The sequence below is a fragment of the Candidatus Jidaibacter acanthamoeba genome, assembly GCF_000815465.1.
Classification (GTDB): domain Bacteria; phylum Pseudomonadota; class Alphaproteobacteria; order Rickettsiales; family Midichloriaceae; genus Jidaibacter; species Jidaibacter acanthamoebae.
This window is the reverse complement of record NZ_JSWE01000058.1, coordinates 1-21,009: the sequence shown is the minus strand read 5'-3', so window position 1 is coordinate 21,009 and position 21,009 is coordinate 1. Positions and strand designations below refer to the sequence as shown.

The following is a 21,009-nucleotide window of genomic DNA, read 5'->3' as shown; positions in this document are numbered from 1 at the left end:
ATTAATTTACCTACTTAAATTAACAACCACATAATCAAGCTTATTCCAATCTATTGTAGTTACAATAAATATATCGTTATTAAATACTCTGGCTGTACCGACTATAATTCCGAACGGAAATACTCCTCCCATTCCCGAAGTGATTACTTGTTCTCCTTCATGTATTATATTCGGATTTGTAATATATTTTGCGGCCAAAATGTTTTTATTGTTAGGGTTACCGATTGCAATCGCTTGCTCGCCGGAATCTTGAAATATGATAGGAAGTTTTGATTGAGGATCGGCAATAGTAAGAATTCTAGAAGAAGTTTCTGAGACTTCTATAATTCTGCCGATAAGATCCTGATTATAAACTACTATATCATTTTCTTTTACACCATGCTTACTTCCCGCATTAATTAACAGGTTTACATGAAAATTATCAAAACTCTTACTGATTACCTTAGCAGTGATAAACTCATAATTTGAAGATTCGACTACATTCAATAATTTTTTTAGTGAGATATTAAAATTAATCTCGGTTTCCATCTGTTTAAGTTGATATTTTAAGTAGGAATTTTCCTTTCTTAAAACCTCATTTTCATTAATAACGCTGGTATATCTTTCAATATCCGAAACAAGCATATTTATTGTCTCAAATGGAAAATTAATAACTTGGTATACTTGTGATATTACCTTGATCGCCTGTTTGTTAACAAACTTTGAAACTATATTATTTGTGTTTAGAATAAGCATAAATATCAAGCAAAGTATAATTGCTCCGATGCTGCTGAATCTTTCGGAGATTAAACCAATAATTGTAAGAATATTCCCTTTAATAGTACTTTTTGATTTAATCGGCAGCTTACTCATTTTTCAAAAGCTGCTCTCTTGCTGATCTAAGTTTTATAAAATCATCTCCGGCATGGTATGATGACCGGGTAAGCGGGCTGGCCGAAACCATTAAAAACCCTTTAAACTTAGCTATTCTTTCATAGTATTCAAATTCTTCTGGAGTAACAAACCTTTCTAACGCGGCATGAGCTGGTGTCGGTTGAAGATATTGACCTATAGTAATAAAGTCCACTTCAGCTGCTCTTAAATCATCCATTACTTGTAAAACTTCCTGTTTAGTTTCCCCTAATCCTACCATAAGCCCTGATTTAGTAAAAATATGAGGATTAAGTTTCTTTACACTATGCAATAAATTCAGTGAATGAAAATACCTCGCTCCCGGCCTTATTTTTTGGTATAATGACGGAACTGTTTCAATATTGTGATTATACACATCAGGCCTGGCTTTTACTATTTTCTCTACTGCCCCATCTTTTCTTAAAAAATCAGGAGTTAAGATTTCAATAGTAGTACTTGGCGCCTTAGCTCTAATTTTATCAATGCATTCTACAAAGTGACTCGCCCCACCGTCATCTAAGTCATCTCTATCGACTGAAGTTATAACTACATGCGCTAAATTAAGTTGAGAAATAGCATTAGCTAAATTTTCAGGCTCATGGGGATCAAGTTTATCCGGAATGCCGGTAGCAATATTACAAAACCTACAAGCACGAGTACAAACGCTACCTAAAATCATGACTGTAGCATGCCCTTTTTGCCAACATTCTCCGATATTCGGACAAGCTGCTTCTTCGCATACGGTATTAAGTTTATGCTTCCTAATCAGTTCATGGGTATTTAAAAATTCCTTTGAAGTAGGAGCTTTCACTCTAATCCAATCCGGTTTTGTCGGCTTGTTGGTTGTTCGGTTTGCTAACATTTTCCATTACCAATTTTAAAATGGCGGAAGGAAAGGGATTCGAACCCTTGATACCTTATTCAGATATACACGCGTTCCAGGCGTGCGCCTTCAACCGCTCGGCCATCCTTCCGAATTCATAAATTCCTACTGACTATACTAAATAAACTTTTAAAACACAAGGTGAAGGATTTAGTTAAATAACATATTCCATAGTTTCTCTATTCATGTTAAATAGTAGGCTTATCCATATATAGAATGAACTTATTATGCGTTTAAGTAAATATTTTTTACCGATACTAAAAGAAACTCCGATTGAAGCTTCAGTTGTCTCCCATCAATTAATGTTAAGAAGCGGTATGATACGCCAATTAACCTCCGGTATTTATAATTGGTTACCGCTGGGATTGAAAGTTCTAAAAAATATAGAAAACATCATACGAGAAGAGATGGATGCTTCTGGCGCACAAGAGGTTTTAATGCCTTGCATTCAACCGGCGGAGTTATGGAAAAAATCCGGTAGGTTCGGCGGAACCGATGATTTAAGCGAAGAAATGCTTAAAATGAAAGATCGACATGGTAATCAATTACTATTTGCCCCAACTGCCGAGGAGGTAATCTCCGAATTATTTAATAATAATACTCAATCTTACCGGGATTTGCCCAAAAACTTATATCAGATAAGCTGGAAATTCAGAGATGAAATTAGGCCGCGCTTCGGGCTAATGCGCGGAAGAGAATTCCTCATGAAAGATGCTTATTCTTTTGATATTGATAAAGAGGCTGCACTTAAAACCTATAAAACTATGATGCAAACCTATATAAATATATTTAACCGATTAGGGTTAAAGGCTATCCCCGTTACTGCCGACAGCGGCTCAATAGGCGGAGACTATAGCCATGAATTTCATATTTTATCCGAAACCGGTGAAAGCACAATTTATTATGATAGAGAGCTGGAGAAGCACCTTAATAGTAATTTTGATTTAGAATTATTTTCTAAATACTATGCAGCTGATAAAGATAAGCATAACCCGAAAGAATGTAAAGTTAGTGAAGAAAACTTATTAGTTAAAAAAGGGATTGAAGTCGGGCATGTATTTTACTTAGGGCAGAAATATAGTAAATCTTTGGAAGTAACATTACAAGGCAAAGACGGCCAGCTCATCTATCCGCATATGGGATGTTACGGGATCGGAGTATCAAGATTAATTGCTGCAATTATTGAAGCTTCTCATGATGAGAAAGGCATTATTTGGCCGGCAAGTGTTGCACCTTTTAGCTTAGGGCTGATTAACCTTAAAGCGGAAGACGAAAAATGCAATGCAGCGTGTATGCAGGTAATTAATACAATCCCTAACGTGTTATATGATGATACCTCGGATTCGGCAGGTGCAAAATTTGCTAAAATGGATTTAATCGGCTTACCTTGGCAGTTAGTTGTAGGGCCCAGAGGGATAAGTACCGGTATGGTTGAACTTAAAAATCGCAAGACTGGGGAGAAAGAGGAGCTAAGCTTAGAAACTGCAATTAATAAATTAAGGCAATGTTAGTATTAGGGATTGAAAGCAGCTGTGATGAAACTTCGGTTGCAATAGTAAACCATAATAAAGAGATTTTATCACTATTTACACTCTCTCAACTTGAGGAGCATCAGCCGTTTGGCGGTGTAGTACCGGAAATCGCTGCAAGAAGCCATATAGAGCAGATCATCAATCTAGTACATAAAGCTCTTATTAATGCGGCTATTTCACTCAAAAACATTGATGCTTTTGCAGTAACTGCCGGACCCGGGCTTATCGGGGGTGTACTGGTCGGAGTGATGACGGCAAAAGCTCTGGCAAGCGTAGCTAAAAAACCGTTTATTGCGGTAAACCACCTGGAAGGGCACGCATTAACGGTTAGGCTTACTTCCGATATTGAGTTCCCCTACCTTATGCTGCTGGTTTCAGGTGGGCATTGTCAGATATTGGAAGTTTTAGGGGTCGGCAAATATAAGAGATTAGGTGCAACTTTAGATGATGCAGTTGGCGAAGCTTTTGATAAAGTAGCAAAGATGCTGGGCCTCGGTTATCCGGGAGGGGTCGAAATCGAAAAATTGGCTAAGCTCGGTAACCCTAATGCTTTTAACTTCCCTAAACCTTTACTTAATCAAAATAATTGTGATTTTTCCTTTGCCGGCTTAAAGACAGCTGTTAAGCGAACTATCGATCAAACTGATGATATAAATAAAGCTGATGTTTGCGCTTCATTTCAGCACGTGGTGGCTGAGATTTTTTGTAAAAAAGCGGAAAATGCCATAAAAATTTTTAGAGAAAGCCATCCTTATTCCAATAATTTTGTGATTGCCGGCGGAGTTGCCGCTAACTTATATATTAGAGAAAAGTTACAAGTAGTTTTAGAACGGTACAATTTCAATTTATATGCTCCACCCGTTCATTTATGCACGGATAATGCCGCGATGATTGCCTGGGTAGGGGTTGAAAGATTTAAGCTCGGCATTGTTGATTCTCTCAATTTCGAACCTCGCTCAAGATGGCTCCTGGAAGAGCTTAATAGTATTTAATATAATTATTTTTAGTAAAGGTGATCGTATTATCTATTATTCTTCAAAAGTGGCTATGGAAGGATCTGAGCCGTATAAGAAGTTTACAGCTATAGGAGAAAGATGATGAGGTTTATCAGGGAGAAAGGTATCCGAAATTTAAACCATTTAGAAGTAATATCGAATATTTGAGAGGGGCAAAGCATGTTGATATTACTCATATAATTCCAAAGCTAAATTTTATAAAAAATAAAGAATCTTGGGGATATGTTTTTAGATTTGCCTTTTTAGAAATTGACCAAGAATCATTTGCAAATATTGCAGAAGAAATGTTAGGGTACATGCCAATTAAATAGGTGTAAAATGGAAAATGGAAAATAGAATAATTAAATTATTTTACCAAACAGAAGATTTCTTTTTTAAAAATATTAGCAAAGAAGTAGCTGTTCTTGAGAATAATACAACTGCTTATGTAACAGGTGTTAATTCTGCTGGACTTAATATAGTTGCACAACGAGATACTCTTACTAATCCGCAATTATCTCTAAAACAGGCTATAGAATTATATAGCTCTTATAACCTGCCATGGATCTGGATTTCAAAAGAAGAGCTTGTAACAGAAGAGTTAGACAATACTTTTGAGCATAATGGGTTAGAATTAATAGATGAATCTACTGCTATGGTTTACGACTTAAGATGCAACCAAATTTTTAAAATTGATAATAGCCTAAATATCATAGAAAGTAATAATGATTTAAATAATTGGACAAAACCACTGTTAGAGGCTTTCGAATCTACCGAAGAAGCTATGAATCAATATATAACAGCTCATTCCAGAGCAAACAAGAAAAAAGGATATTTTCATCATCATGTAGGATTTACGGGTTCAAACCCTGTAACTTCCATTACCCTTTCTATCAATAACAACATAGCAAGAATTGATGATGTTGGCACACTGCCCGGCTTTCAAGGTAAAGGATATGCAAGCACTATGATAAAGCATGTATTAAATAAGGCAAAAAAGTTTAAAGCAGATTATTGTTTTCTGGAAGCCTCTAAAGCAGGCCTTAGTATTTATAGGAAGATTGGGTTTAAGGAACTGTTTAACAATAAGATTTATAGTTTAAAATAAAATTTATTATTGGGGGTAGCAACAAACCAGATTGGCTCTCTGCTTAAGCATAATCAACCTTACTAGTAAAAAGCAAAACGAAGTTGTTTTCTTTGACAAGGGTAGCAAATACTGAATTTTAAAGATGATTACTATAGTAAAATTAGTTTAATATTATAACTCTAATACCATTATATACTCGTCATAATATTTATTATCTACTTTCAGAGCTCGCGGTTCAGTACCGTAAATCTTAAATCCATGTTTTTTATAAAGCTTAACAGCACTATGATTGGTCATAACACATTTTAGGTTTAATTGCTCAACTATTGATTTAGAATAAGAAATAACAGCATCAACTAAACTATCCGCTATATTTTTGCCTCTATGCTTAGGCGTAACATACATCCCCCAAAGTACTCCCCTATGCTTTGTTTTAAGTGAATTTAAAACATAAAACCCTGTACAACCGATAAGCTGCGTATTAAGAAAAGCACCAAAAATTTTATTTTTACTAAGGAGGCTTTGAAAGTCTTTTTTATCTAAATTATTTACTTCTTCAATAGAAGCTCCAAAAGTATGAGGAGCATTTTGGAGCGCTTCTAATCTTAAATCTTTCCAAGCTTGCCAATCATCTTGATCTAATAAGCTTATATTTACCATACTGTCTTTTTTAAATACCATAACGGTAATAAAAGGGTTTAGGCGGCACCCTTAGCATTAACATCTCTATCAACTAACTCAATAACTGCCATTGGGGCAGCATCACCATATCTAAAACCTGCTTTGAGGATTCTGGTATAACCGCCGTTTCTTTCTTTATAACGACCTGCAACCGCATCAAACAGTTTTCTAACCTCAGGTGCATCTCCCAGATAAGCAATTGCTTGTCTTCTGGCATGTAAATCACCCCTCTTACTAAGAGAGATTAATTTTTCAACGATAGGTCTTAAATCTTTTGCTTTAGGTAGAGTTGTAGTAATTTGTTCATGCTTGATAAGAGCTTTGCAAAGGTTAGCAAATAATGCTCTTCTATGGCCGGTAAACCTACCAAACTTTCTTCCTTTAATTCCATGATTCATCTTATTGCTCCAAACTGATTTTCACAAAAATTATATTAATTTTGCTCTTCATATTTTCTAACTAGCTCTTCAACATTTTCAGGAGGCCAGCCAACTATATCCATACCAAACTTCAGCCCCATTGCAGATAAGACTTCTTTAATTTCATTTAATGACTTACGGCCGAAATTAGGGGTCTTAAGCATTTCACTTTCAGTTTTAACTACAAGATCACCGATATAACGAATATTATCATTTTTAAGGCAATTATGCGATCTTACCGAAAGCTCAAGATCATCAACTTTCTTAAGTAGTTGAGGGTCAAACGGCAATTTTTCTTCTTCAACTTCAATTGCTTCTTCAACTTCATCAAAATTAACAAAAATTTGTAATTGATCTTGAAGAATTTTTGCAGCAAGCGATAAAGCTAGATCAGGAGTTATCGAACCGTTAGTTTCAATAGTAAGAAATAGTTTATCATATTCAGTCTCGGAACCTACGCGGCTGTTTTCTACCTTGAAAGTTACTTTCTTAACCGGTGAAAATATTGAGTCGACGGGAATAACGCCGATCGGCATTTCCGTATATCTATTTTCACTTGCAGTTATATATCCTTTTCCTGTACCGACGCTGAATTCCATATCAAGCTTAGCATCTCTATCAAGATGGCAAATTACTAAATCTTTATTAATAATTTCCATATCATCAACAGTTTGGATCATTGCCGCCGTAACTACACAAGGACCAACCGCAGATAATCTCATTCTTTTTCTTTCATTACCGCCATACTTAACAACAATTGATTTTATATTTAAAATCATGTCGGTAACATCTTCTCTAACACCTGGAACGCTTGAAAATTCGTGGTCAACACCTTCAACCTTAACAGAAATTATTGCTGCTCCCTGAAGAGAAGATAGTAAAATTCTTCTAATTGCATTGCCAAGAGTAACACCAAACCCTCTCTCAAGAGGCTCCACCTTAAACACTGCAGTATTATTTGAAATACTTTCCAAAAAGTACTGCGTAGGTTTAATTAAAGATGTCCAATTGCCTGAAATGATGTTCTTTGCTCCCTCTGCCATTGTATTCCTTTATTTATGTTATTAATAAAACACTTTATACTCTTCTTCTTTTCGGTGGTCTGCAACCGTTATGCGGAACAGGCGTAACATCCTTAATTGAAGTTACGGTTAAGCCTGCACTTGTCAAAGCCCTAACAGCTGATTCCCGTCCCGTACCCGGGCCTTTAATTTTCACGGAAACAGTTTTTAATCCGCATTCCATAGCTTTTTGAGCTGCTTTTTCAGCTGTAATTTGAGCTGCATACGGAGTTGATTTTCTGGAACCTTTAAATCCATTTGCTCCGGCAGAAGAAGATGCAAAAACATCACCCTGCATATCAGAGATGGTTACGGTTGTATTATTAAATGTAGCTGCGATGTGTACTACGCCTACTACTACTGCTCTTTTTTTCTTCACTGGTTTTATCGCCATCTAAATGCCTACTTATTATTTAGTTACCTTTTTTTTGCCCGCAATTGCTACAGCCTTACCTTTTCTGGTACGAGCATTGGTATGAGTACGTTGCCCCCTAACCGGTAATTTTTTCATATGCCTTAACCCCCTATAGCATTTAGTATCCATAAGGTTTTTTATATTCATAGAAACTTCGCGGCGTAAATCACCTTCTACTTTATAACCGGCATCTATAACTTCTCTTAATTTAATAACCTCATCTTCGCTGAGATTATTAACCTTTTTAGTAAAATCCACCCCTGCTTTTTGGCAAATTTCAACTGATTTCTTTCTTCCGATCCCATAAATATAAGTCAAACTAATTTCAACTTTTTTATTTGCCGGGATGTTAATACCTGCGATACGCGCCACCTATAACCTCATTAATTTAGTACTTTTTATCATATGAGTGATCGTGAATAATAACCAATTTTGCATGCAAGTCAATAGTTGTTTATTCTTCTTATCATCCAAATTTAGTAGAACTAAGCACCTTTTCAATTGAAGCTGTTATATTTTCAATTGAATCCATAGCATTAATTCTTTTTAATCTCTTTTGCTCATCATAATAACCGATCAATGGAGAAGTTTGCTCATTATAAACTTGCAACCTTCTTTTTACTGATTCTTCATTATCATCCTTACGGAAAGTAAACTCTTTCGCTCCGCAATTATCGCATATACCTTCCTTTTTCGGAGGATTAGATAATTTATGATACCCGGCTCCACAATTAGCACAGTTAAACCTGCCGCTGATCCTTTTAGTTAATTCCTCGGTATCCGCGTCTAAAAAAAGTATAATCGTGTTATTAAATTTTAAATTTGCAAGCAGCGCATCTAAAGCCTCCGCTTGGGGGATAGTACGTGGAAATCCGTCTAATATAAATCCTTTACTGCAATCGAGTTTCTGTAACCGTTCTTCAATAATTTTAATCATTATATCATCGGAAACCAGATTACCGGAGCTCATGATACTATCGACAATTTTCCCGATCTCAGAACCGGACTTGGTAGACTCTCTAAGCATATCCCCGGTAGAAAGCTTAGGTATATTATACATCGAAGCAAATATTTGAGCTTGTGTACCTTTACCAGCCCCTGGGGCACCTAAAAATATTATCCTCATTTAACTCCTCGGAGCTTAGATTTTTTTATAAGTCCTTCATATTGCTTTGTAAGCAAATGTGTTTGTATTTGCGAAAATATATCTATTACAACATTCACTACAATCAGCAAACTAGTCCCGCCGAGATAAAACGGTATAGAGTATTTAGAGATTAAGATTTCTGGTATTATACATACGGCACATATGTAAGTTGCTCCGATTACTGTAAGTCTTGTTAAAATATAATCAAAATATTCAGCTGTATTTTTGCCCGGTCTTCTGCCTAAAACTATACCGCCGTTTTTTCTTAGATTTTCTGCAGTTTCGTCCGGGTTAAATACTATTGAGGTGTAAAAAAAGCTAAAGAAAACTATAAGCAATATATTAAGCACTATGTAGATAGGCTTACCATGTGAGAAGTTTTCAGCAATAAATTGCCTCCAGCCGCCAACCTCCATTGATTGAGAGAACCCTGCAATAGTAGCCGGAAACAACAGTAAAGAGCTTGCAAATATCGGAGGTATTACTCCCGAAGTATTAATTTTTAAAGGCAAGTGACTGGACTCCCCGCCATAAACTTTATTACCTACCTGCCTTTTCGGATATTGCACTAAGATCCTTCTTTGGGCTTTTTCCATTAAGACAATAAGAAAGATTAAGCCGAAAACTAATCCGATTATTAACAAAATAACAAATGTTGATAAAGCACCGGTTCTGCCCATTTCAAAAAATGCAGCTATTGCAGTAGGAAGGCCGGAAACAATTCCTGTAAATATTATTAAGGAGCTTCCGTTACCGATTCCTTTTACTGTAATCTGCTCGCTAAGCCACATTACAAATAATGTACCTCCAACCAAGCTAAACATAGCAACTACTCTGAAGAAATAACCCGGAAATAATACCACTGAACCATATGAAGTAGTCATCTTCTCAATACCTATTGCAATTCCGTATCCTTGAAACAATGCAAGGCATACAGTCAAATATCGCGTATATTGAGCAATTTTTTTCCTTCCTGATTCACCTTCTTTTTTAAGTGCACCGATTTCACTCGAAATTACCGTCATCAATTGCATAATAATTGATGCAGTTATATAAGGCATAATATTTAGAGTGAATATTGAGAGCCTACCAACAGCACCGCCAGTAAACATATTAAACATGCCTAATAATCCACCTGACTGTGAATCAACCAGCTCACTTAATGCAAGAGGATCGATACCAGGAAGCGGTATATAGCTTCCTATCCTATAAATAACTAAAATAAGAAAAACAAAAAATATTCTTTTTTTTAGCTCTGCTGCCTTTGTAAAATTATTTAAACTTACATTTCCGCCAAGCTTAGTAGATAATGAGGACATATTGTATCTATAAAAAAATTAGTATATTTACTTTTTATTTTTTGATACTAAAACTACCTTACCACCAGCTTTAGTTAGAATTTCTTCAGCAGATTTAGATACTGCATCAACTTCAATATTAAATTTATTTTTAAGTTCACCATCCCCGAGTAATTTAACTTTTAATGATGACTTACCTTTCACAAGACCTGCTTTTCTAAGTGCATCAAGTGTAACATTATTCGGGTCAATAGCATTTTTTTCTACTAACTTTTCTAAATCATCAAAGTTGACTGCAAAATACTTATCATGCAAACTATTAAATCCTCTTTTCGGCAGCCTTCTGTATAAAGGCATTTGACCACCTTCAAACCCGGCCAGTGCTACACCACTTCTCGCAGTTTGGCCTTTGCCGCCGCGTGCACAAGTTTTACCTTTACCTGAGCCTATTCCTCTGCCAAGTCTTTTACTTTTTCTTCTTGCACCGCTACTATCTCTTAACTGATTCAACATGACTCTTACCTTTAAATTCCAATCAAATTACTTTAATTAAATGCTTAACTTTATTGATCATACCTCTAACTGCAACCGTATCTTCTAATTCTACTTCACGATTGATTTTATTAAGCCCCAAGCCTTTTAAGGTGGCGATTTGCTTTTTCAGCCTTCCTGCACCGCTTGCAATTTGCTTAACTTTAACTGTACTCTTAACTAAAGTTTTATTATTTTTAGCTTTTACTTCTTTATCTGGAGCATTTTGCTTTACAGCTGCGCTCAGTGAAGTATCTTGCTTTACAGCTGTCACTTTAGCGGTTTTAGAAGCACTTTCTTTTGTATTATTTTTTTTTGAAGCCTTAGCTTTCACTTCTGTATTATTTTCTGTAACCATTATAAGACCTTTTTACAAAGTTATTCTTGTGTATCTTTTTGTTGTCTATCTCTTCTACTAACTATTTCCCCGATCTTCTTACTTCTTTTTTCTGCAATAAATCTTGGAGATTTAATCTCTGTAAGTGCTTTTAAAGCTGCTTTAATCATATTATGCGGGTTTGTAGTTCCAACAGACTTAGCAACAACATCTTTAATCCCTAATACCTCTAATAACGCCCTTACCGGCCCACCAGCAATTATTCCCGTACCTGCAGGAGCCGACCTCATTACGATATTACCTGAGCAAAAAGTTGCCGTAATATCATGATGAAGAGTTCTACCGTCTCTAAGGGGTATTTTAACCATATTTTTTCTAGCTACTTTAACAGCTTTTTCTTTTGCATCCATAACTTCAGTTGCTTTCCCAAGCCCAAGCCCAACTTTACCTTTTCCGTCGCCGGTAACTACAATCGCTGCAAAGCTGAATCTTCTACCGCCTTTAACAACTTTTGCACATCTGCCGACATATACTAGTTTATCACTTAATTCTTGGTTACTTGTTTCTGCTCTTACTAACATAGTTTATAATCCTTTGTTAAAACTTCAATCCGCCTTCTCTTGCTGCGTCAGCAAGTGCTTTTATTCTTCCTTGAAATAGGTAGCATCCGCGATCAAAAACCACTGTAGAAATATTTTTATCAACTGCTCTAGTTGCAATTAATTTCCCGACTTCCGCAGCTGACTCTTTAGTTACCCGCATTTTTTTACCTTTAAACTCTTTATCTTTAGTAGATGCTGCAGTTAAGGTTACACCATTAATATCATCTATAATTTGTGCATATATATGATTATTTGATCTGAAAACAGAAAGCCTAAGCTTACAATTCGCTCTTTTTTTAAGAGCAAATCTTACCCTGCTTTTTCTTTTATCTAAACTTTTTTTACCTTTTAACATTTTACCGCCCTATTACTTCTTCTTACCTTCTTTGCGTCTTATCTTCTCATTTTCATACTTAATACCCTTACCTTTATAAGGCTCAGGCTTCTTAAGCGATCTGATTTCCGACGCAATTTTACCTACCAACTCTTTATCACAACCTGAAATCGATATCAGGGTAGGTTTTTCACATACTACTGCGATATTTTTTGGTATTGCATAAATTATATCGTGACTGAATCCAAGCGAAAGAACTAACACACTATCAGAAAACGATGCTTTAAAACCGACACCACTAATTTCAAGTTTTCGAGTAAATCCCTCAGAAACCCCTTTTACCATATTAGATATAAGTCTTTGTGTTAAGCCCCACATAGCTCTAGCTCTGGAAGTATCTTCAATCGGAGCTACCTGGACTTGATTCTCACTATACTTAATACTAACCTCAGGAGCAAAAGTTCTTTTCAAACTTCCCTTAGGACCACTAACATCAAGCGTCAAATGATCTAAGTTAACTTTTACACTACCTGGGATAGTTACTGGTAATTTACCTACTCTAGACATAAATAATCCTTAACTAAAACACATTACAAAGAATTTCACCACCAACATGGTGTTTTCTTGCTTTATCATCAGACATAACACCTTTAGGAGTTGAAACAATACAAATCCCTAAACCGCCGAAATATTTCTTCATCTTTTTAATTTGAGTATATATTCTTCTTCCGGGCGTAGAAACTTTTACAATTTTATTTATTACAGGCTGACCTTGGTAATACTTAAGATCAATTTTAATTAAATTGATTCCTTTTTTCTGTTCAAACTCTTCATAACCAAGAATATAACCCTCATCTTTCAACACTTCTAAAACATCTTTAACAAGCTTAGATGACGGAACCGTTGCAAATGCATGCTTTGCTAATTGCCCGTTTCTTATCCTAGTTAATGCATCTGCTAATAAATCCGTTAATGCCATATCAAACCATACCTATATAAAAATTACCAACTAGCTTTAACAACGCCGGGAAGCTTGCCTTCATTTGCTAAGGCTCTAATACAAATTCGAGAAAGTTTAAATTTACGATAATAACCTCTCGATCTTCCTGTCAGCTCACATCTATTTCTGATTCTAGTCGGAGCTCCGTTCCTTTGCAATTTAGCAAATTTAAGGGTAGCTTCAAATCTCTCAGCAATAGGAAGAGATTTATCCATAACAATGGCTTTTAATGCCTGACGCTTAGAAGCATCTCTTTTTGCCATTTTCATTCTTTTTAAATTTTTCTGTATTGAACTTAGCTTTGCCATAAATACCTTTAAACGCTTATTTTGTAAATGGGAAATCAAATGTTTCTAATAAAACTTTTGCTTCTTCATTTGTTTTAGCTGTTGTTATAATCGCAATATTCATTCCACGAATCTTATCAATTTTATCATAATTGATTTCCGGGAATACAATCTGCTCTTTTAGACCTAATGAATAATTACCTCTTCCGTCAAATTGCCCTGCATCTAAACCTCTAAAATCTTTTACTCTAGGTAGAGCAATATTTACCAGCCTATCAACAAATTCATACATCATATGTCTTCTTAAAGTAACTTTGCAGCCTATCGGCATACCTTCCCTAAGTTTAAATGTAGCAATTGATTTTTTCGCTTTTCTTATAATGGGTTTTTGCCCGGTAATCAACATTAATTCTGCCGCTGCCTGATCAGGTATCTTAGAATCCTGCACAGCATCTTTAAGTCCCATACTTACAACAACTTTAATTATACGCGGAACTTCCATCGGGTTATGATACCCAAATTTTTCCTGTAGAACTTTACGTCCTTGTTTCTCATAATTTTCTTGCAATCTACTCTTGTACATAGCTATACCAAATTATTTCAAATTATCAATTACTTCACCGGAGCGCTTGGCATACCTAATTTTTTTGCCGTCAGCCAAAAACTTAAATCCTACTTTAGTTGGCATATCTGTCTTTGGATCAACATGTGCAACATTAGAAATGTTTAAAGGCATTTCTTTAGGAATAATTCCACCCTGAGGATTTGTTTTCGATGGCTTAACATGCTTGTGAGCAATATTCAACCCTGAAACGACAACTTTATTATCAGTAGGTAATACTTTTATAACTTCGCCTTTTTTCCCTTTATCTTTTCCGGTGATAATAATTACCTTATCACCTTTTCTCATTTTTAATTTTAACGCCATAATTATAATACCTCAGGAGCTAAAGAAATTATTCTCATAAAATTTTTAGACCTTAGTTCTCTCGGAACAGGACCAAAAACACGAGTTCCTATTGGTTCGTGCTGCTTATTTAGTAACACTGCGGCATTAGTATCAAACTTAATAACACTGCCGTCAACGCGCTTAATTTCTTTTCTGGTTCTAACTACTACTGCTCTGTGCACATCACCTTTTTTCACTTTACCTTTAGGCATAGCATCTTTAACAGAAATAACTATAACGTCACCTACTCTTGCGGTGTTGTTATGGGTTCCACCTATAACTTTAATACATTGAACCTTACGGGCACCTGAATTATCAGCAACTTCCAGGTTAGTTTTCATCTGAATCATAATCTTCTCCTAACTAAAATCTATCTAGCATCTATTTTTTTTACAAGGTGCCATCTTTTAGTTTTAGAAATTGGTTTACTTTCAACAATCTCAACACGGTCACCGACGGCGCATGAATTTTCAGGATCATGCACAGCATATTTTTTGCTTTTCTTAAAAATTTTGTGGTAAAGGGGATGCCTATAAGTTTTCTCTACCAAAACAGATATAGTTTTATCCGTTTTATCACTTACAACCAATCCTTCTAATACTTTTCTAGGCATTCTTATTTGCTCCAATCACTTAATTAGCAGTATTTTTTCTTTGAGTTATTATAGTTTTATATCTGGCAATTAGTTTGCGCACAACTTTAAATCTCGAGGGGTTAGTAAGCTCACCGGTTGCTTTATGAAACTTTAAATTCATCGACTCTCTTTTTAGACTCTGAATATCAATTAAGATTTCTTTATCAGTTTTTGCAATTATTTCAGACATTTTCATATTAACTTTCCTCGCCAAGTCGCTTAATAAACTTTGTCTTAATAGGTAGCTTAGCAGAAGCTCTTTCAAAGGCTCCTCTTGCTAACTCTTCATTTACACCATCAAGCTCAAACATAATTCTACCGGGTTTAACACGAGCAGCATAAAATTCCACTGCACCTTTACCGCTACCCATCCTTACTTCAGCTGGCTTTTTTGATACAGGAATATCCGGAAACACTCTTATCCAAAGTTTACCGACTCTTTTTAAGTGCCTGGTTATTGCCTTTCTAGCAGCTTCAATTTGCCTTGCTGTAATTCTTTCAGGCTCCAAAGCTTTTAGGCCAAAAATACCGAAGTTTAACTCGGTACCGCCTTTAGCAGCACCATGGATTCTACCTTTAAATGCTTTTCTATATTTTGTTTTCTTAGGAACCAACATAAAAATCAACCTGCTGTATTAGTATTTCTTTCTTCTTTCTGCTTTTCGATTTTATCGCCTTTGTATACCCATACCTTTATACCAATAACACCATAAGTAGTATTAGCTCTTGCTATACCATAGTCTACATCAGCTCTTAAAGTATGTAATGGCACCCTTCCTTCTCTGTACCACTCGGTTCTTGCAATCTCTGCTCCGCCTAACCTTCCTGATACATTAACCCTGATACCCTTAGCGCCCATTCTCATCGCAGTTTGAACTGCTCTTTTAGCAACTTTTCTAAATGCAGCGCGCTTCACTAACTGTTGCGCAATTGATTGAGCTATGAGAATCGCATTAGTTTCCGGCTTTCTTTCTTCAACAACATTGATAGAAACTTCATTATTGGTAATCTTCTCAATATCTTTCTTAATCTTCTCAATACCCGAGCCTTTATTGCCGATAATTACGGCAAGCCTGGAAGCATAAATTATCACTCTTGTCTTATTAGCAGGACGCTCGATTTTAACATTACAAACGCCTGCATGAGCTAAGTTTTTTTCAACTTGCTCTTTTATCTTTAAATCCTGAAGTAACTTATCAGCATAGTCCTTCTTGGCATACCATAAAGAATCCCATGTTCTAATAATACCTAAACGTAAACCTAATGGGTTAACTTTCTGTCCCATACTAATTAACCTCTCTCTGATACAAAAATTGTCATTTTACTAAAAGGCTTAAAAATCTTTCCTGCTCTTCCTCTGGCTCTTGCGTGAAATCTTTTAAGAGTAAAAGCTTTCCCAACCAAAACTTCAGATACAAACAGTCTGTCAATATCTAAATTATGATTGTTCTCAGCATTAGAAACAGCAGAATTGAGAACTTTACTAACTTCTCTAGCTATACGTTTCTTGCTGAATTGCAATTGCATGAATGCCTGATTTATATCCATACCTTTAATCAAATCGACTACCAAGCCTAACTTCTGCGGACTTGTCTTAAGAGCCGCAGCTTTAGCATAAGCAGTTTTACTTTGATCCAAATGTCTTCTTCTAGTTACTACTGTCATCTTATTTACGCTCTATTTGCCTTTCTGTTAGCACCATGCCCCATAAATGTCCTGGTAGGAGCAAACTCGCCCAATTTTTTACCTACTATTTGCTCAGTCACTAGAACAGGAATGAACTTTTTACCGTTATATACAGCAAATGTCAAGCCCACAAAATTAGGCAAAATAGTCGACCGCCTCGACCAAGTTTTAATAACATTATTTTTACCTGAAGCAACTACTTTTTCAACCGCTTTAAGTAAATGACTATCAATAAATGGCCCTTTCCACACAGATCTTCTTCCCATATTCGTTCCTTTGATTAGTTATCTCTCTTTCTAATGATAAACTTAGAGGTACGTTTATTACTCCTTGTCAACTTACCTTTTGTAGGTTTACCCCAAGGCGTAGCAGGGTGTCTTCCACCATTTGTTCTACCACCATGCGGATGATCTACCGGGTTCATCGCAATACCTCTAACTGATGGCTTAACTCCAAGCCAACGGTTTCTTCCGGCTTTACCAATAGAAATATTTTGATTATCAGGGTTAGAAACAGCACCAATTGTAGCTCTACAAGTTGATTCTACTATTCTTAACTCACCCGATCTTAATTTCAATTGAGCATAACCTCCATCTTTACCGACCAGCTGGACATAACTTCCAGCCGCTCTAGCAAGCTGCCCGCCTTTACCGGGCTTCATTTCAACATTATGAACAATAGTACCTACCGGTATATTTTTCAAAGGTAAAGAATTTCCTATTTTAATATCGGAATTACTTCCGGAAACAACTTTATCACCAATACTCAGCTTTTGCGGAGCCAAGATATAAGATAATTCACCGTCTTCATACTTAATCAAAGCTATGAACGCCGTCCTATTAGGATCATACTCAAGCCTTTCGACAGTAGCAAATTGATCATCTTTTTTATTTCTTGTAAAATCGACGAATCTATATCTTTGCTTATGACCACCACTCTTTCTCCAAGCAGTAGTTCTACCGGTGTTATTCCTTCCACCGTTTTTGGTTTTACCTTTAACTAAAGATTTAACCGGATCACCTTTCCATAACGATGATTTATCAACTAATACTAACTGTCTGGTACCAGGCGTAACCGGGTTATACTTTTTAAGTGCCATCTTTACTTAGCCCCCCCTGCAAAATCTATAGTTTTACCTTTCTCTAAAGTAACAATAGCTTTTTTATAATCGGATCTTTTTCCTTTAACACCCTTAAAAACCTTTTTCTTACCTTTGCAATTAATAACATTAACTTTTAAAACTTTTGCATTAAAAATCTTTTCTACTGCATTTTTAACCTGAGCTTTAGTTGCATTACCACTTATTTTGAAGCTGGATTTTGATTGCTCGGCATGTATTGTACTTTTCTCGGTATATAACGGACAAATCAATACATCGTATAAATACTCTTGAATCATGCTAACCTCTCTTTAATCGCATTTAATGCATCAACAGTTATTATAAGCTTTTCATGCCTTATAATATCATATACATTTATACCTGCTACAGGCAAAACGTTTATTGTATGTATATTAGCACAAGATTTCTTCACATTCTCGTTAATATTGTTATCAATTATTAAAATTGACTTAGCATTAAAGTTGCCTAGCTTTTGCTTTAAATCAGCAGTTTTATGAGAGCTTAAATTAAATTCATCCATTATAGTTAAATGAACTTCTTTTAATTTACTTGATAAAGCAAACTTCAATCCTAATTTTCTAACTTTTTTGTTAATCTTATACTCATGCGATCTAAAGTGCGGACCGAATATAATTCCACCGCCTCTAAATTGAGCACCTCTGATTGCCCCATGTCGAGCTTTACCGGTACCTTTTTGCTTATAAATCTTCCTGGTAGAACCTCTTACATCCCCTCTTTCCTTGACTTGATGCGTACCTGCTCTTCTCTTAGCTAATTGCCAATGGATAATTTTATATAAAATATCCTCTTGCGGCTCAAGACCAAAGATTTCCGGATGAAGATCTATTTGCCCGGTTATATCGTTATTCAAATTTATTATATCTAATTTCATAACTATCACTTAGTTTAATTACTTTCTGCATAAGCTGCTGGGAAATTAGCGCTCACCGGGACTGCTTTTTTAATCGCATCAACAATGTACACTATGCTTCCTTTATTTCCTGGCACTGCACCACGGAGTGCTATTATATTCATTTCTGAATTAATATCAATGATTTCTAAGTTTTGAATCGTAACTCTTTCATCTCCTAAATGGCCGGCCATTTTTTTATTCTTAAAGACTTTTCCCGGATCTTGTCTTTGCCCGGTCGAACCATGCGATCTATGGCTAACCGACACACCATGAGAAGCCTCAAGCCCACCGAAATTATGGCGTTTCATAGCTCCCGCAAAGCCTTTACCGATACTGGTTCCTTTCACATCAACTAATTGCCCTAGCACAAAGTGGGATACAATTACTTGTTTACCGACTTCAAGCTGAGCTCCACCGGAAACTCTAAATTCTCTAATATGTTTAACAGGCTCAACTTTAACTTTGCTGCATTGACCTTTAACAGGCTTTGATACTCTATTAGGCTTTGCTTTCCCATACCCTAAAATCACCGCATCATAGCCGTCTTTGTTTTTTTCTTTATTGCCTAACACAAAATTAGAATCAACGTGCATTAACGTTACAGGTATAGCTTCTCCGGTTGCATCAAAAATTTGAGTCATACCGATTTTGGTCGCAATTAAACCAGTCCTTCTAACGGTTTCCATTACTGCTCATCTCCAATCAATTTAATTTCAACATCCACACCTGATGCTAAATCTAACTTTGATAAGGCATCAACCGTTTGAGGAGTAGTAAGCTCAATAATCATTAATCTTGTATGATTTCTAATTTCGAACTGCTCTCTGGATTCTTTATCAACATGTGTAGATCTGTTTACAGTGAATCTCTCAATTTTTTTTGGCAAAGGAATAGGTCCTTTGATTGTAGCTCCTGTTCTTTTTACAGTTCCGACTATGTCTTTTACAGCTGCATCTAAAACTCTATGATCAAATGATCTCAGTTTTAGTTTTATCTCTTGTTGGCTCATATTTTACCTATTCCAATTTACTCAATTATTTCAGCTACGACGCCTGCACCTACAGTTCTGCCGCCTTCACGGATAGCAAACTTAAGACCCTTGTCCATAGCAATCGGAGATATTAACTCAACCGTTATAGCTGTGTTATCTCCCGGCATAATCATCTCCACTCCTTCAGGTAACGCGATAGAGCCCGTTACATCAGTAGTCCTGAAGTAAAACTGAGGTCTATAGTTACTAAAGAACGGTGTATGTCTTCCACCCTCATCCTTATTCAATACATATATTTCAGCCTTAAACTTCTTATGCGGCTTTATAGTTCCGGGCTTAGCTAAAACCTGCCCTCTCTCTACATCTTCTTTACCAATACCGCGTAGCAACACACCAACGTTATCACCCGCCTGTCCTTGATCAAGAAGCTTACGGAACATCTCAACTCCCGTACAAGTCGTCTTAACATTAGGCTTAAGACCAACTATTTCAATCTCTTCTCCAACTTTAACTACACCCTGCTCAACTCTTCCGGTAACCACAGTCCCTCTTCCGGAAATAGAGAATACATCTTCAATCGGCATTAAAAACGGCCTGTCAACCGGACGCTCAGGTAACGGTATATACGCATCAACCTGCTTTAATAACTCTCTGATCGCATTCTCGCCAAGCTCGGGGTTACTTCCGTCAAGCGCACACAATGCAGATCCTCTGATAATCGGAATATCGTCACCAGGATAGTCATACTTGCTTAACAAGTCTCTTACTTCCATCTCTACCAGTTCCAGTAACTCGGGATCATCTACCATATCTACTTTATTTAAGAACACTACAAGCGCAGGTACACCAACCTGACGTGCTAATAATATATGTTCTCTGGTTTGCGGCATAGGTCCGTCAGCTGCACTAACCACCAATATCGCTCCATCCATTTGTGCAGCACCGGTAATCATGTTCTTAACATAGTCAGCGTGCCCAGGACAATCTACGTGCCCATAGTGCCTACTTTCAGTCTCATACTCAACATGCGCGGTATTAATTGTAATACCTCTTTCTCTCTCTTCAGGCGCTTTGTCAATATTATCGTAACTTACAAAATTTCCAAAAAACTTCGTTATTGCTGCCGTTAAACTCGTCTTCCCATGGTCAACGTGCCCTATCGTACCTATGTTAACGTGCGGCTTATTCCTTTCATACTTCTGTTTGGCCATCT

At 36.2% G+C, this 21,009-nt stretch carries 35 protein-coding genes and 1 tRNA gene; 4 read left to right on the top strand and 32 right to left on the bottom strand.

Features of this window, described 5'->3' with window-relative positions:
• Positions 1-6: 6 nt before the first annotated feature.
• From mreC to NF27_RS01485, 3 genes are all read right to left on the bottom strand, one after another.
• On the bottom strand, positions 7-852 hold the full coding sequence (gene mreC, locus NF27_RS01495; protein ID WP_039455085.1) for a rod shape-determining protein MreC: 846 nt from the start codon (positions 850-852) through the stop codon (positions 7-9).
• Entirely contained in the window at positions 845-1,753 is a 909-nt protein-coding gene (lipA, locus tag NF27_RS01490) for a lipoyl synthase (protein ID WP_039455083.1), read from the bottom strand. The genes mreC and lipA overlap by 8 nt, the downstream gene beginning before the upstream one ends.
• 21 nt (positions 1,754-1,774) lie before the next feature.
• Positions 1,775-1,865: transfer RNA gene (locus tag NF27_RS01485), tRNA-Ser, on the bottom strand.
• A 136-nt stretch (positions 1,866-2,001) separates the two neighbouring features.
• On the opposite strand from NF27_RS01485, the gene proS reads away from it, so the two are divergent.
• The 4 genes from proS (at position 2,002) to NF27_RS01465 (ending at position 5,409) form a co-directional block, all read left to right on the top strand.
• Complete coding sequence (proS, locus tag NF27_RS01480; RefSeq protein ID WP_039455081.1) at positions 2,002-3,285, top strand: proline--tRNA ligase; 1,284 nt, start codon at positions 2,002-2,004, stop codon at positions 3,283-3,285.
• Complete coding sequence (gene tsaD / locus NF27_RS01475; protein WP_039455077.1) at positions 3,279-4,298, top strand: tRNA (adenosine(37)-N6)-threonylcarbamoyltransferase complex transferase subunit TsaD; 1,020 nt, start codon at positions 3,279-3,281, stop codon at positions 4,296-4,298. Before proS ends, tsaD begins: the two co-directional genes overlap by 7 nt.
• A gap of 167 nt (positions 4,299-4,465) precedes the next feature.
• On the top strand, positions 4,466-4,633 hold the full coding sequence (locus tag NF27_RS12255) for an EVE domain-containing protein (RefSeq protein ID WP_161791761.1): 168 nt from the start codon (positions 4,466-4,468) through the stop codon (positions 4,631-4,633).
• Positions 4,634-4,647: 14 nt separating this feature from the next.
• Positions 4,648-5,409, top strand: a complete 762-nt coding sequence (locus tag NF27_RS01465; RefSeq protein ID WP_039455074.1) for a GNAT family N-acetyltransferase — start codon at positions 4,648-4,650, stop codon at positions 5,407-5,409.
• Positions 5,410-5,562: 153 nt separating this feature from the next.
• Here NF27_RS01465 and NF27_RS01460 read toward each other — a convergent pair whose 3' ends face one another.
• The 29 genes from NF27_RS01460 to tuf all read right to left on the bottom strand — a co-directional run bounded on the left by NF27_RS01460 (position 5,563) and on the right by tuf (position 21,007).
• Positions 5,563-6,051, bottom strand: coding sequence for a GNAT family N-acetyltransferase (locus NF27_RS01460; RefSeq protein WP_039455312.1), 489 nt, complete (start codon positions 6,049-6,051; stop codon positions 5,563-5,565).
• Between the two features lie 38 nt (positions 6,052-6,089).
• Positions 6,090-6,470 carry a 50S ribosomal protein L17 gene (gene rplQ / locus NF27_RS01455; protein ID WP_038539989.1) on the bottom strand — a complete coding sequence of 127 codons (381 nt, stop codon included), beginning with the start codon at positions 6,468-6,470 and terminating at the stop codon, positions 6,090-6,092.
• A gap of 35 nt (positions 6,471-6,505) precedes the next feature.
• On the bottom strand, positions 6,506-7,534 hold the full coding sequence (locus tag NF27_RS01450) for a DNA-directed RNA polymerase subunit alpha (protein WP_204367850.1): 1,029 nt from the start codon (positions 7,532-7,534) through the stop codon (positions 6,506-6,508).
• A gap of 34 nt (positions 7,535-7,568) precedes the next feature.
• Positions 7,569-7,946: a 30S ribosomal protein S11 gene (rpsK, locus tag NF27_RS01445; RefSeq protein ID WP_039455071.1), complete on the bottom strand. Its 378-nt coding sequence runs from the start codon at positions 7,944-7,946 to the stop codon at positions 7,569-7,571.
• A 15-nt stretch (positions 7,947-7,961) separates the two neighbouring features.
• A complete protein-coding gene (gene rpsM, locus NF27_RS01440) occupies positions 7,962-8,339 on the bottom strand; it encodes a 30S ribosomal protein S13 (protein ID WP_038539995.1) in 378 nt (125 codons plus the stop codon).
• Between the two features lie 94 nt (positions 8,340-8,433).
• Positions 8,434-9,093, bottom strand: coding sequence for an adenylate kinase (locus NF27_RS01435; protein WP_039455069.1), 660 nt, complete (start codon positions 9,091-9,093; stop codon positions 8,434-8,436).
• Entirely contained in the window at positions 9,090-10,433 is a 1,344-nt protein-coding gene (secY, locus tag NF27_RS01430; protein ID WP_039455066.1) for a preprotein translocase subunit SecY, read from the bottom strand. Before secY ends, NF27_RS01435 begins: the two co-directional genes overlap by 4 nt.
• A 27-nt stretch (positions 10,434-10,460) precedes the next feature.
• Positions 10,461-10,925: a 50S ribosomal protein L15 gene (rplO, locus tag NF27_RS01425; protein ID WP_039455064.1), complete on the bottom strand. Its 465-nt coding sequence runs from the start codon at positions 10,923-10,925 to the stop codon at positions 10,461-10,463.
• 22 nt (positions 10,926-10,947) lie between these two features.
• The gene (gene rpmD, locus NF27_RS13125) at positions 10,948-11,190 is read right to left on the bottom strand and encodes a 50S ribosomal protein L30 (RefSeq protein WP_275574603.1); all 243 of its coding nucleotides are present in this window, start codon (positions 11,188-11,190) and stop codon (positions 10,948-10,950) included.
• 131 nt (positions 11,191-11,321) lie between these two features.
• Positions 11,322-11,861 carry a 30S ribosomal protein S5 gene (gene rpsE / locus NF27_RS01415; protein ID WP_039455061.1) on the bottom strand — a complete coding sequence of 180 codons (540 nt, stop codon included), beginning with the start codon at positions 11,859-11,861 and terminating at the stop codon, positions 11,322-11,324.
• A 16-nt stretch (positions 11,862-11,877) separates the two neighbouring features.
• Positions 11,878-12,237: a 50S ribosomal protein L18 gene (gene rplR, locus NF27_RS01410; RefSeq protein ID WP_039455059.1), complete on the bottom strand. Its 360-nt coding sequence runs from the start codon at positions 12,235-12,237 to the stop codon at positions 11,878-11,880.
• Between the two features lie 12 nt (positions 12,238-12,249).
• Positions 12,250-12,783: a 50S ribosomal protein L6 gene (rplF, locus tag NF27_RS01405; RefSeq protein ID WP_039455056.1), complete on the bottom strand. Its 534-nt coding sequence runs from the start codon at positions 12,781-12,783 to the stop codon at positions 12,250-12,252.
• 13 nt (positions 12,784-12,796) lie between these two features.
• Entirely contained in the window at positions 12,797-13,195 is a 399-nt protein-coding gene (gene rpsH / locus NF27_RS01400) for a 30S ribosomal protein S8 (RefSeq protein WP_038540017.1), read from the bottom strand.
• Between the two features lie 23 nt (positions 13,196-13,218).
• Complete coding sequence (gene rpsN, locus NF27_RS01395) at positions 13,219-13,524, bottom strand: 30S ribosomal protein S14 (RefSeq protein ID WP_039455053.1); 306 nt, start codon at positions 13,522-13,524, stop codon at positions 13,219-13,221.
• Between the two features lie 16 nt (positions 13,525-13,540).
• Positions 13,541-14,086: a 50S ribosomal protein L5 gene (gene rplE, locus NF27_RS01390; protein ID WP_039455050.1), complete on the bottom strand. Its 546-nt coding sequence runs from the start codon at positions 14,084-14,086 to the stop codon at positions 13,541-13,543.
• Positions 14,087-14,098: 12 nt separating this feature from the next.
• On the bottom strand, positions 14,099-14,431 hold the full coding sequence (gene rplX / locus NF27_RS01385; protein WP_039455048.1) for a 50S ribosomal protein L24: 333 nt from the start codon (positions 14,429-14,431) through the stop codon (positions 14,099-14,101).
• A gap of 2 nt (positions 14,432-14,433) precedes the next feature.
• Positions 14,434-14,802 (bottom strand): 50S ribosomal protein L14, encoded by a 369-nt coding sequence (gene rplN, locus NF27_RS01380; RefSeq protein WP_038540026.1) that lies wholly within the window; start codon positions 14,800-14,802, stop codon positions 14,434-14,436.
• A 20-nt stretch (positions 14,803-14,822) separates the two neighbouring features.
• On the bottom strand, positions 14,823-15,065 hold the full coding sequence (rpsQ, locus tag NF27_RS01375; protein ID WP_039455046.1) for a 30S ribosomal protein S17: 243 nt from the start codon (positions 15,063-15,065) through the stop codon (positions 14,823-14,825).
• A gap of 19 nt (positions 15,066-15,084) precedes the next feature.
• Positions 15,085-15,282, bottom strand: coding sequence for a 50S ribosomal protein L29 (gene rpmC, locus NF27_RS01370; protein WP_039455042.1), 198 nt, complete (start codon positions 15,280-15,282; stop codon positions 15,085-15,087).
• 1 nt (position 15,283) lies between these two features.
• Positions 15,284-15,703, bottom strand: a complete 420-nt coding sequence (gene rplP / locus NF27_RS01365) for a 50S ribosomal protein L16 (protein WP_038540035.1) — start codon at positions 15,701-15,703, stop codon at positions 15,284-15,286.
• Positions 15,704-15,708: 5 nt separating this feature from the next.
• A complete protein-coding gene (gene rpsC, locus NF27_RS01360; protein ID WP_038540038.1) occupies positions 15,709-16,371 on the bottom strand; it encodes a 30S ribosomal protein S3 in 663 nt (220 codons plus the stop codon).
• Positions 16,372-16,376: 5 nt separating this feature from the next.
• On the bottom strand, positions 16,377-16,751 hold the full coding sequence (rplV, locus tag NF27_RS01355) for a 50S ribosomal protein L22 (protein WP_038540041.1): 375 nt from the start codon (positions 16,749-16,751) through the stop codon (positions 16,377-16,379).
• Positions 16,752-16,756: 5 nt separating this feature from the next.
• On the bottom strand, positions 16,757-17,038 hold the full coding sequence (gene rpsS / locus NF27_RS01350) for a 30S ribosomal protein S19 (protein ID WP_038540044.1): 282 nt from the start codon (positions 17,036-17,038) through the stop codon (positions 16,757-16,759).
• A 14-nt stretch (positions 17,039-17,052) separates the two neighbouring features.
• The gene (gene rplB, locus NF27_RS01345) at positions 17,053-17,871 is read right to left on the bottom strand and encodes a 50S ribosomal protein L2 (RefSeq protein WP_039455038.1); all 819 of its coding nucleotides are present in this window, start codon (positions 17,869-17,871) and stop codon (positions 17,053-17,055) included.
• A gap of 2 nt (positions 17,872-17,873) precedes the next feature.
• Positions 17,874-18,170, bottom strand: coding sequence for a 50S ribosomal protein L23 (gene rplW, locus NF27_RS01340; RefSeq protein WP_039455035.1), 297 nt, complete (start codon positions 18,168-18,170; stop codon positions 17,874-17,876).
• Positions 18,167-18,784 carry a 50S ribosomal protein L4 gene (rplD, locus tag NF27_RS01335; protein WP_039455032.1) on the bottom strand — a complete coding sequence of 206 codons (618 nt, stop codon included), beginning with the start codon at positions 18,782-18,784 and terminating at the stop codon, positions 18,167-18,169. Before rplD ends, rplW begins: the two co-directional genes overlap by 4 nt.
• A 14-nt stretch (positions 18,785-18,798) precedes the next feature.
• Positions 18,799-19,491, bottom strand: a complete 693-nt coding sequence (rplC, locus tag NF27_RS01330; RefSeq protein WP_039455030.1) for a 50S ribosomal protein L3 — start codon at positions 19,489-19,491, stop codon at positions 18,799-18,801.
• On the bottom strand, positions 19,491-19,814 hold the full coding sequence (gene rpsJ, locus NF27_RS01325) for a 30S ribosomal protein S10 (protein ID WP_038540059.1): 324 nt from the start codon (positions 19,812-19,814) through the stop codon (positions 19,491-19,493). The genes rplC and rpsJ overlap by 1 nt, the downstream gene beginning before the upstream one ends.
• A gap of 17 nt (positions 19,815-19,831) precedes the next feature.
• Complete coding sequence (gene tuf / locus NF27_RS01320; RefSeq protein ID WP_039455024.1) at positions 19,832-21,007, bottom strand: elongation factor Tu; 1,176 nt, start codon at positions 21,005-21,007, stop codon at positions 19,832-19,834.
• Positions 21,008-21,009 lie beyond the last annotated feature (2 nt).

Bases quoted from the DNA above. Each gene is read 5' to 3' on its own strand.
- mreC (WP_039455085.1), bottom strand. From the start codon at position 852: ATGAGTAAGCTGCCGATTAAATCAAAAAGTACTATTAAAGGGAATATT.
- rplC (WP_039455030.1), bottom strand. From the start codon at position 19,491: ATGGAAACCGTTAGAAGGACTGGTTTAATTGCGACCAAAATCGGTATG.
- rplO (WP_039455064.1), bottom strand. From the start codon at position 10,925: ATGTTGAATCAGTTAAGAGATAGTAGCGGTGCAAGAAGAAAAAGTAAA.
- rpmC (WP_039455042.1), bottom strand. From the start codon at position 15,282: ATGAAAATGTCTGAAATAATTGCAAAAACTGATAAAGAAATCTTAATT.
- secY (WP_039455066.1), bottom strand. From the start codon at position 10,433: ATGTCCTCATTATCTACTAAGCTTGGCGGAAATGTAAGTTTAAATAAT.
- rpsK (WP_039455071.1), bottom strand. From the start codon at position 7,946: ATGGCGATAAAACCAGTGAAGAAAAAAAGAGCAGTAGTAGTAGGCGTA.
- rplV (WP_038540041.1), bottom strand. From the start codon at position 16,751: ATGACAGTAGTAACTAGAAGAAGACATTTGGATCAAAGTAAAACTGCT.
- rpsQ (WP_039455046.1), bottom strand. From the start codon at position 15,065: ATGCCTAGAAAAGTATTAGAAGGATTGGTTGTAAGTGATAAAACGGAT.
- rplW (WP_039455035.1), bottom strand. From the start codon at position 18,170: ATGATTCAAGAGTATTTATACGATGTATTGATTTGTCCGTTATATACC.
- NF27_RS01465 (WP_039455074.1), top strand. From the start codon at position 4,648: ATGGAAAATAGAATAATTAAATTATTTTACCAAACAGAAGATTTCTTT.
- rplB (WP_039455038.1), bottom strand. From the start codon at position 17,871: ATGGCACTTAAAAAGTATAACCCGGTTACGCCTGGTACCAGACAGTTA.
- rpsC (WP_038540038.1), bottom strand. From the start codon at position 16,371: ATGGGACAGAAAGTTAACCCATTAGGTTTACGTTTAGGTATTATTAGA.
- rplD (WP_039455032.1), bottom strand. From the start codon at position 18,784: ATGAAATTAGATATAATAAATTTGAATAACGATATAACCGGGCAAATA.
- proS (WP_039455081.1), top strand. From the start codon at position 2,002: ATGCGTTTAAGTAAATATTTTTTACCGATACTAAAAGAAACTCCGATT.
- rpsS (WP_038540044.1), bottom strand. From the start codon at position 17,038: ATGGGAAGAAGATCTGTGTGGAAAGGGCCATTTATTGATAGTCATTTA.
- rplQ (WP_038539989.1), bottom strand. From the start codon at position 6,470: ATGAATCATGGAATTAAAGGAAGAAAGTTTGGTAGGTTTACCGGCCAT.
- rpsJ (WP_038540059.1), bottom strand. From the start codon at position 19,814: ATGAGCCAACAAGAGATAAAACTAAAACTGAGATCATTTGATCATAGA.
- rplE (WP_039455050.1), bottom strand. From the start codon at position 14,086: ATGTACAAGAGTAGATTGCAAGAAAATTATGAGAAACAAGGACGTAAA.
- NF27_RS01450 (WP_204367850.1), bottom strand. From the start codon at position 7,534: ATGGCAGAGGGAGCAAAGAACATCATTTCAGGCAATTGGACATCTTTA.
- rpsN (WP_039455053.1), bottom strand. From the start codon at position 13,524: ATGGCAAAGCTAAGTTCAATACAGAAAAATTTAAAAAGAATGAAAATG.
- rplP (WP_038540035.1), bottom strand. From the start codon at position 15,703: ATGTTGGTTCCTAAGAAAACAAAATATAGAAAAGCATTTAAAGGTAGA.
- NF27_RS01435 (WP_039455069.1), bottom strand. From the start codon at position 9,093: ATGAGGATAATATTTTTAGGTGCCCCAGGGGCTGGTAAAGGTACACAA.
- tuf (WP_039455024.1), bottom strand. From the start codon at position 21,007: ATGGCCAAACAGAAGTATGAAAGGAATAAGCCGCACGTTAACATAGGT.
- rplN (WP_038540026.1), bottom strand. From the start codon at position 14,802: ATGATTCAGATGAAAACTAACCTGGAAGTTGCTGATAATTCAGGTGCC.
- NF27_RS01460 (WP_039455312.1), bottom strand. From the start codon at position 6,051: ATGGTAAATATAAGCTTATTAGATCAAGATGATTGGCAAGCTTGGAAA.
- tsaD (WP_039455077.1), top strand. From the start codon at position 3,279: ATGTTAGTATTAGGGATTGAAAGCAGCTGTGATGAAACTTCGGTTGCA.
- rplF (WP_039455056.1), bottom strand. From the start codon at position 12,783: ATGTCTAGAGTAGGTAAATTACCAGTAACTATCCCAGGTAGTGTAAAA.
- rpsE (WP_039455061.1), bottom strand. From the start codon at position 11,861: ATGTTAGTAAGAGCAGAAACAAGTAACCAAGAATTAAGTGATAAACTA.
- rpsH (WP_038540017.1), bottom strand. From the start codon at position 13,195: ATGGCATTAACGGATTTATTAGCAGATGCATTAACTAGGATAAGAAAC.
- rplX (WP_039455048.1), bottom strand. From the start codon at position 14,431: ATGGCGTTAAAATTAAAAATGAGAAAAGGTGATAAGGTAATTATTATC.
- lipA (WP_039455083.1), bottom strand. From the start codon at position 1,753: ATGTTAGCAAACCGAACAACCAACAAGCCGACAAAACCGGATTGGATT.
- rplR (WP_039455059.1), bottom strand. From the start codon at position 12,237: ATGTTAAAAGGTAAAAAAAGTTTAGATAAAAGAAAAAGCAGGGTAAGA.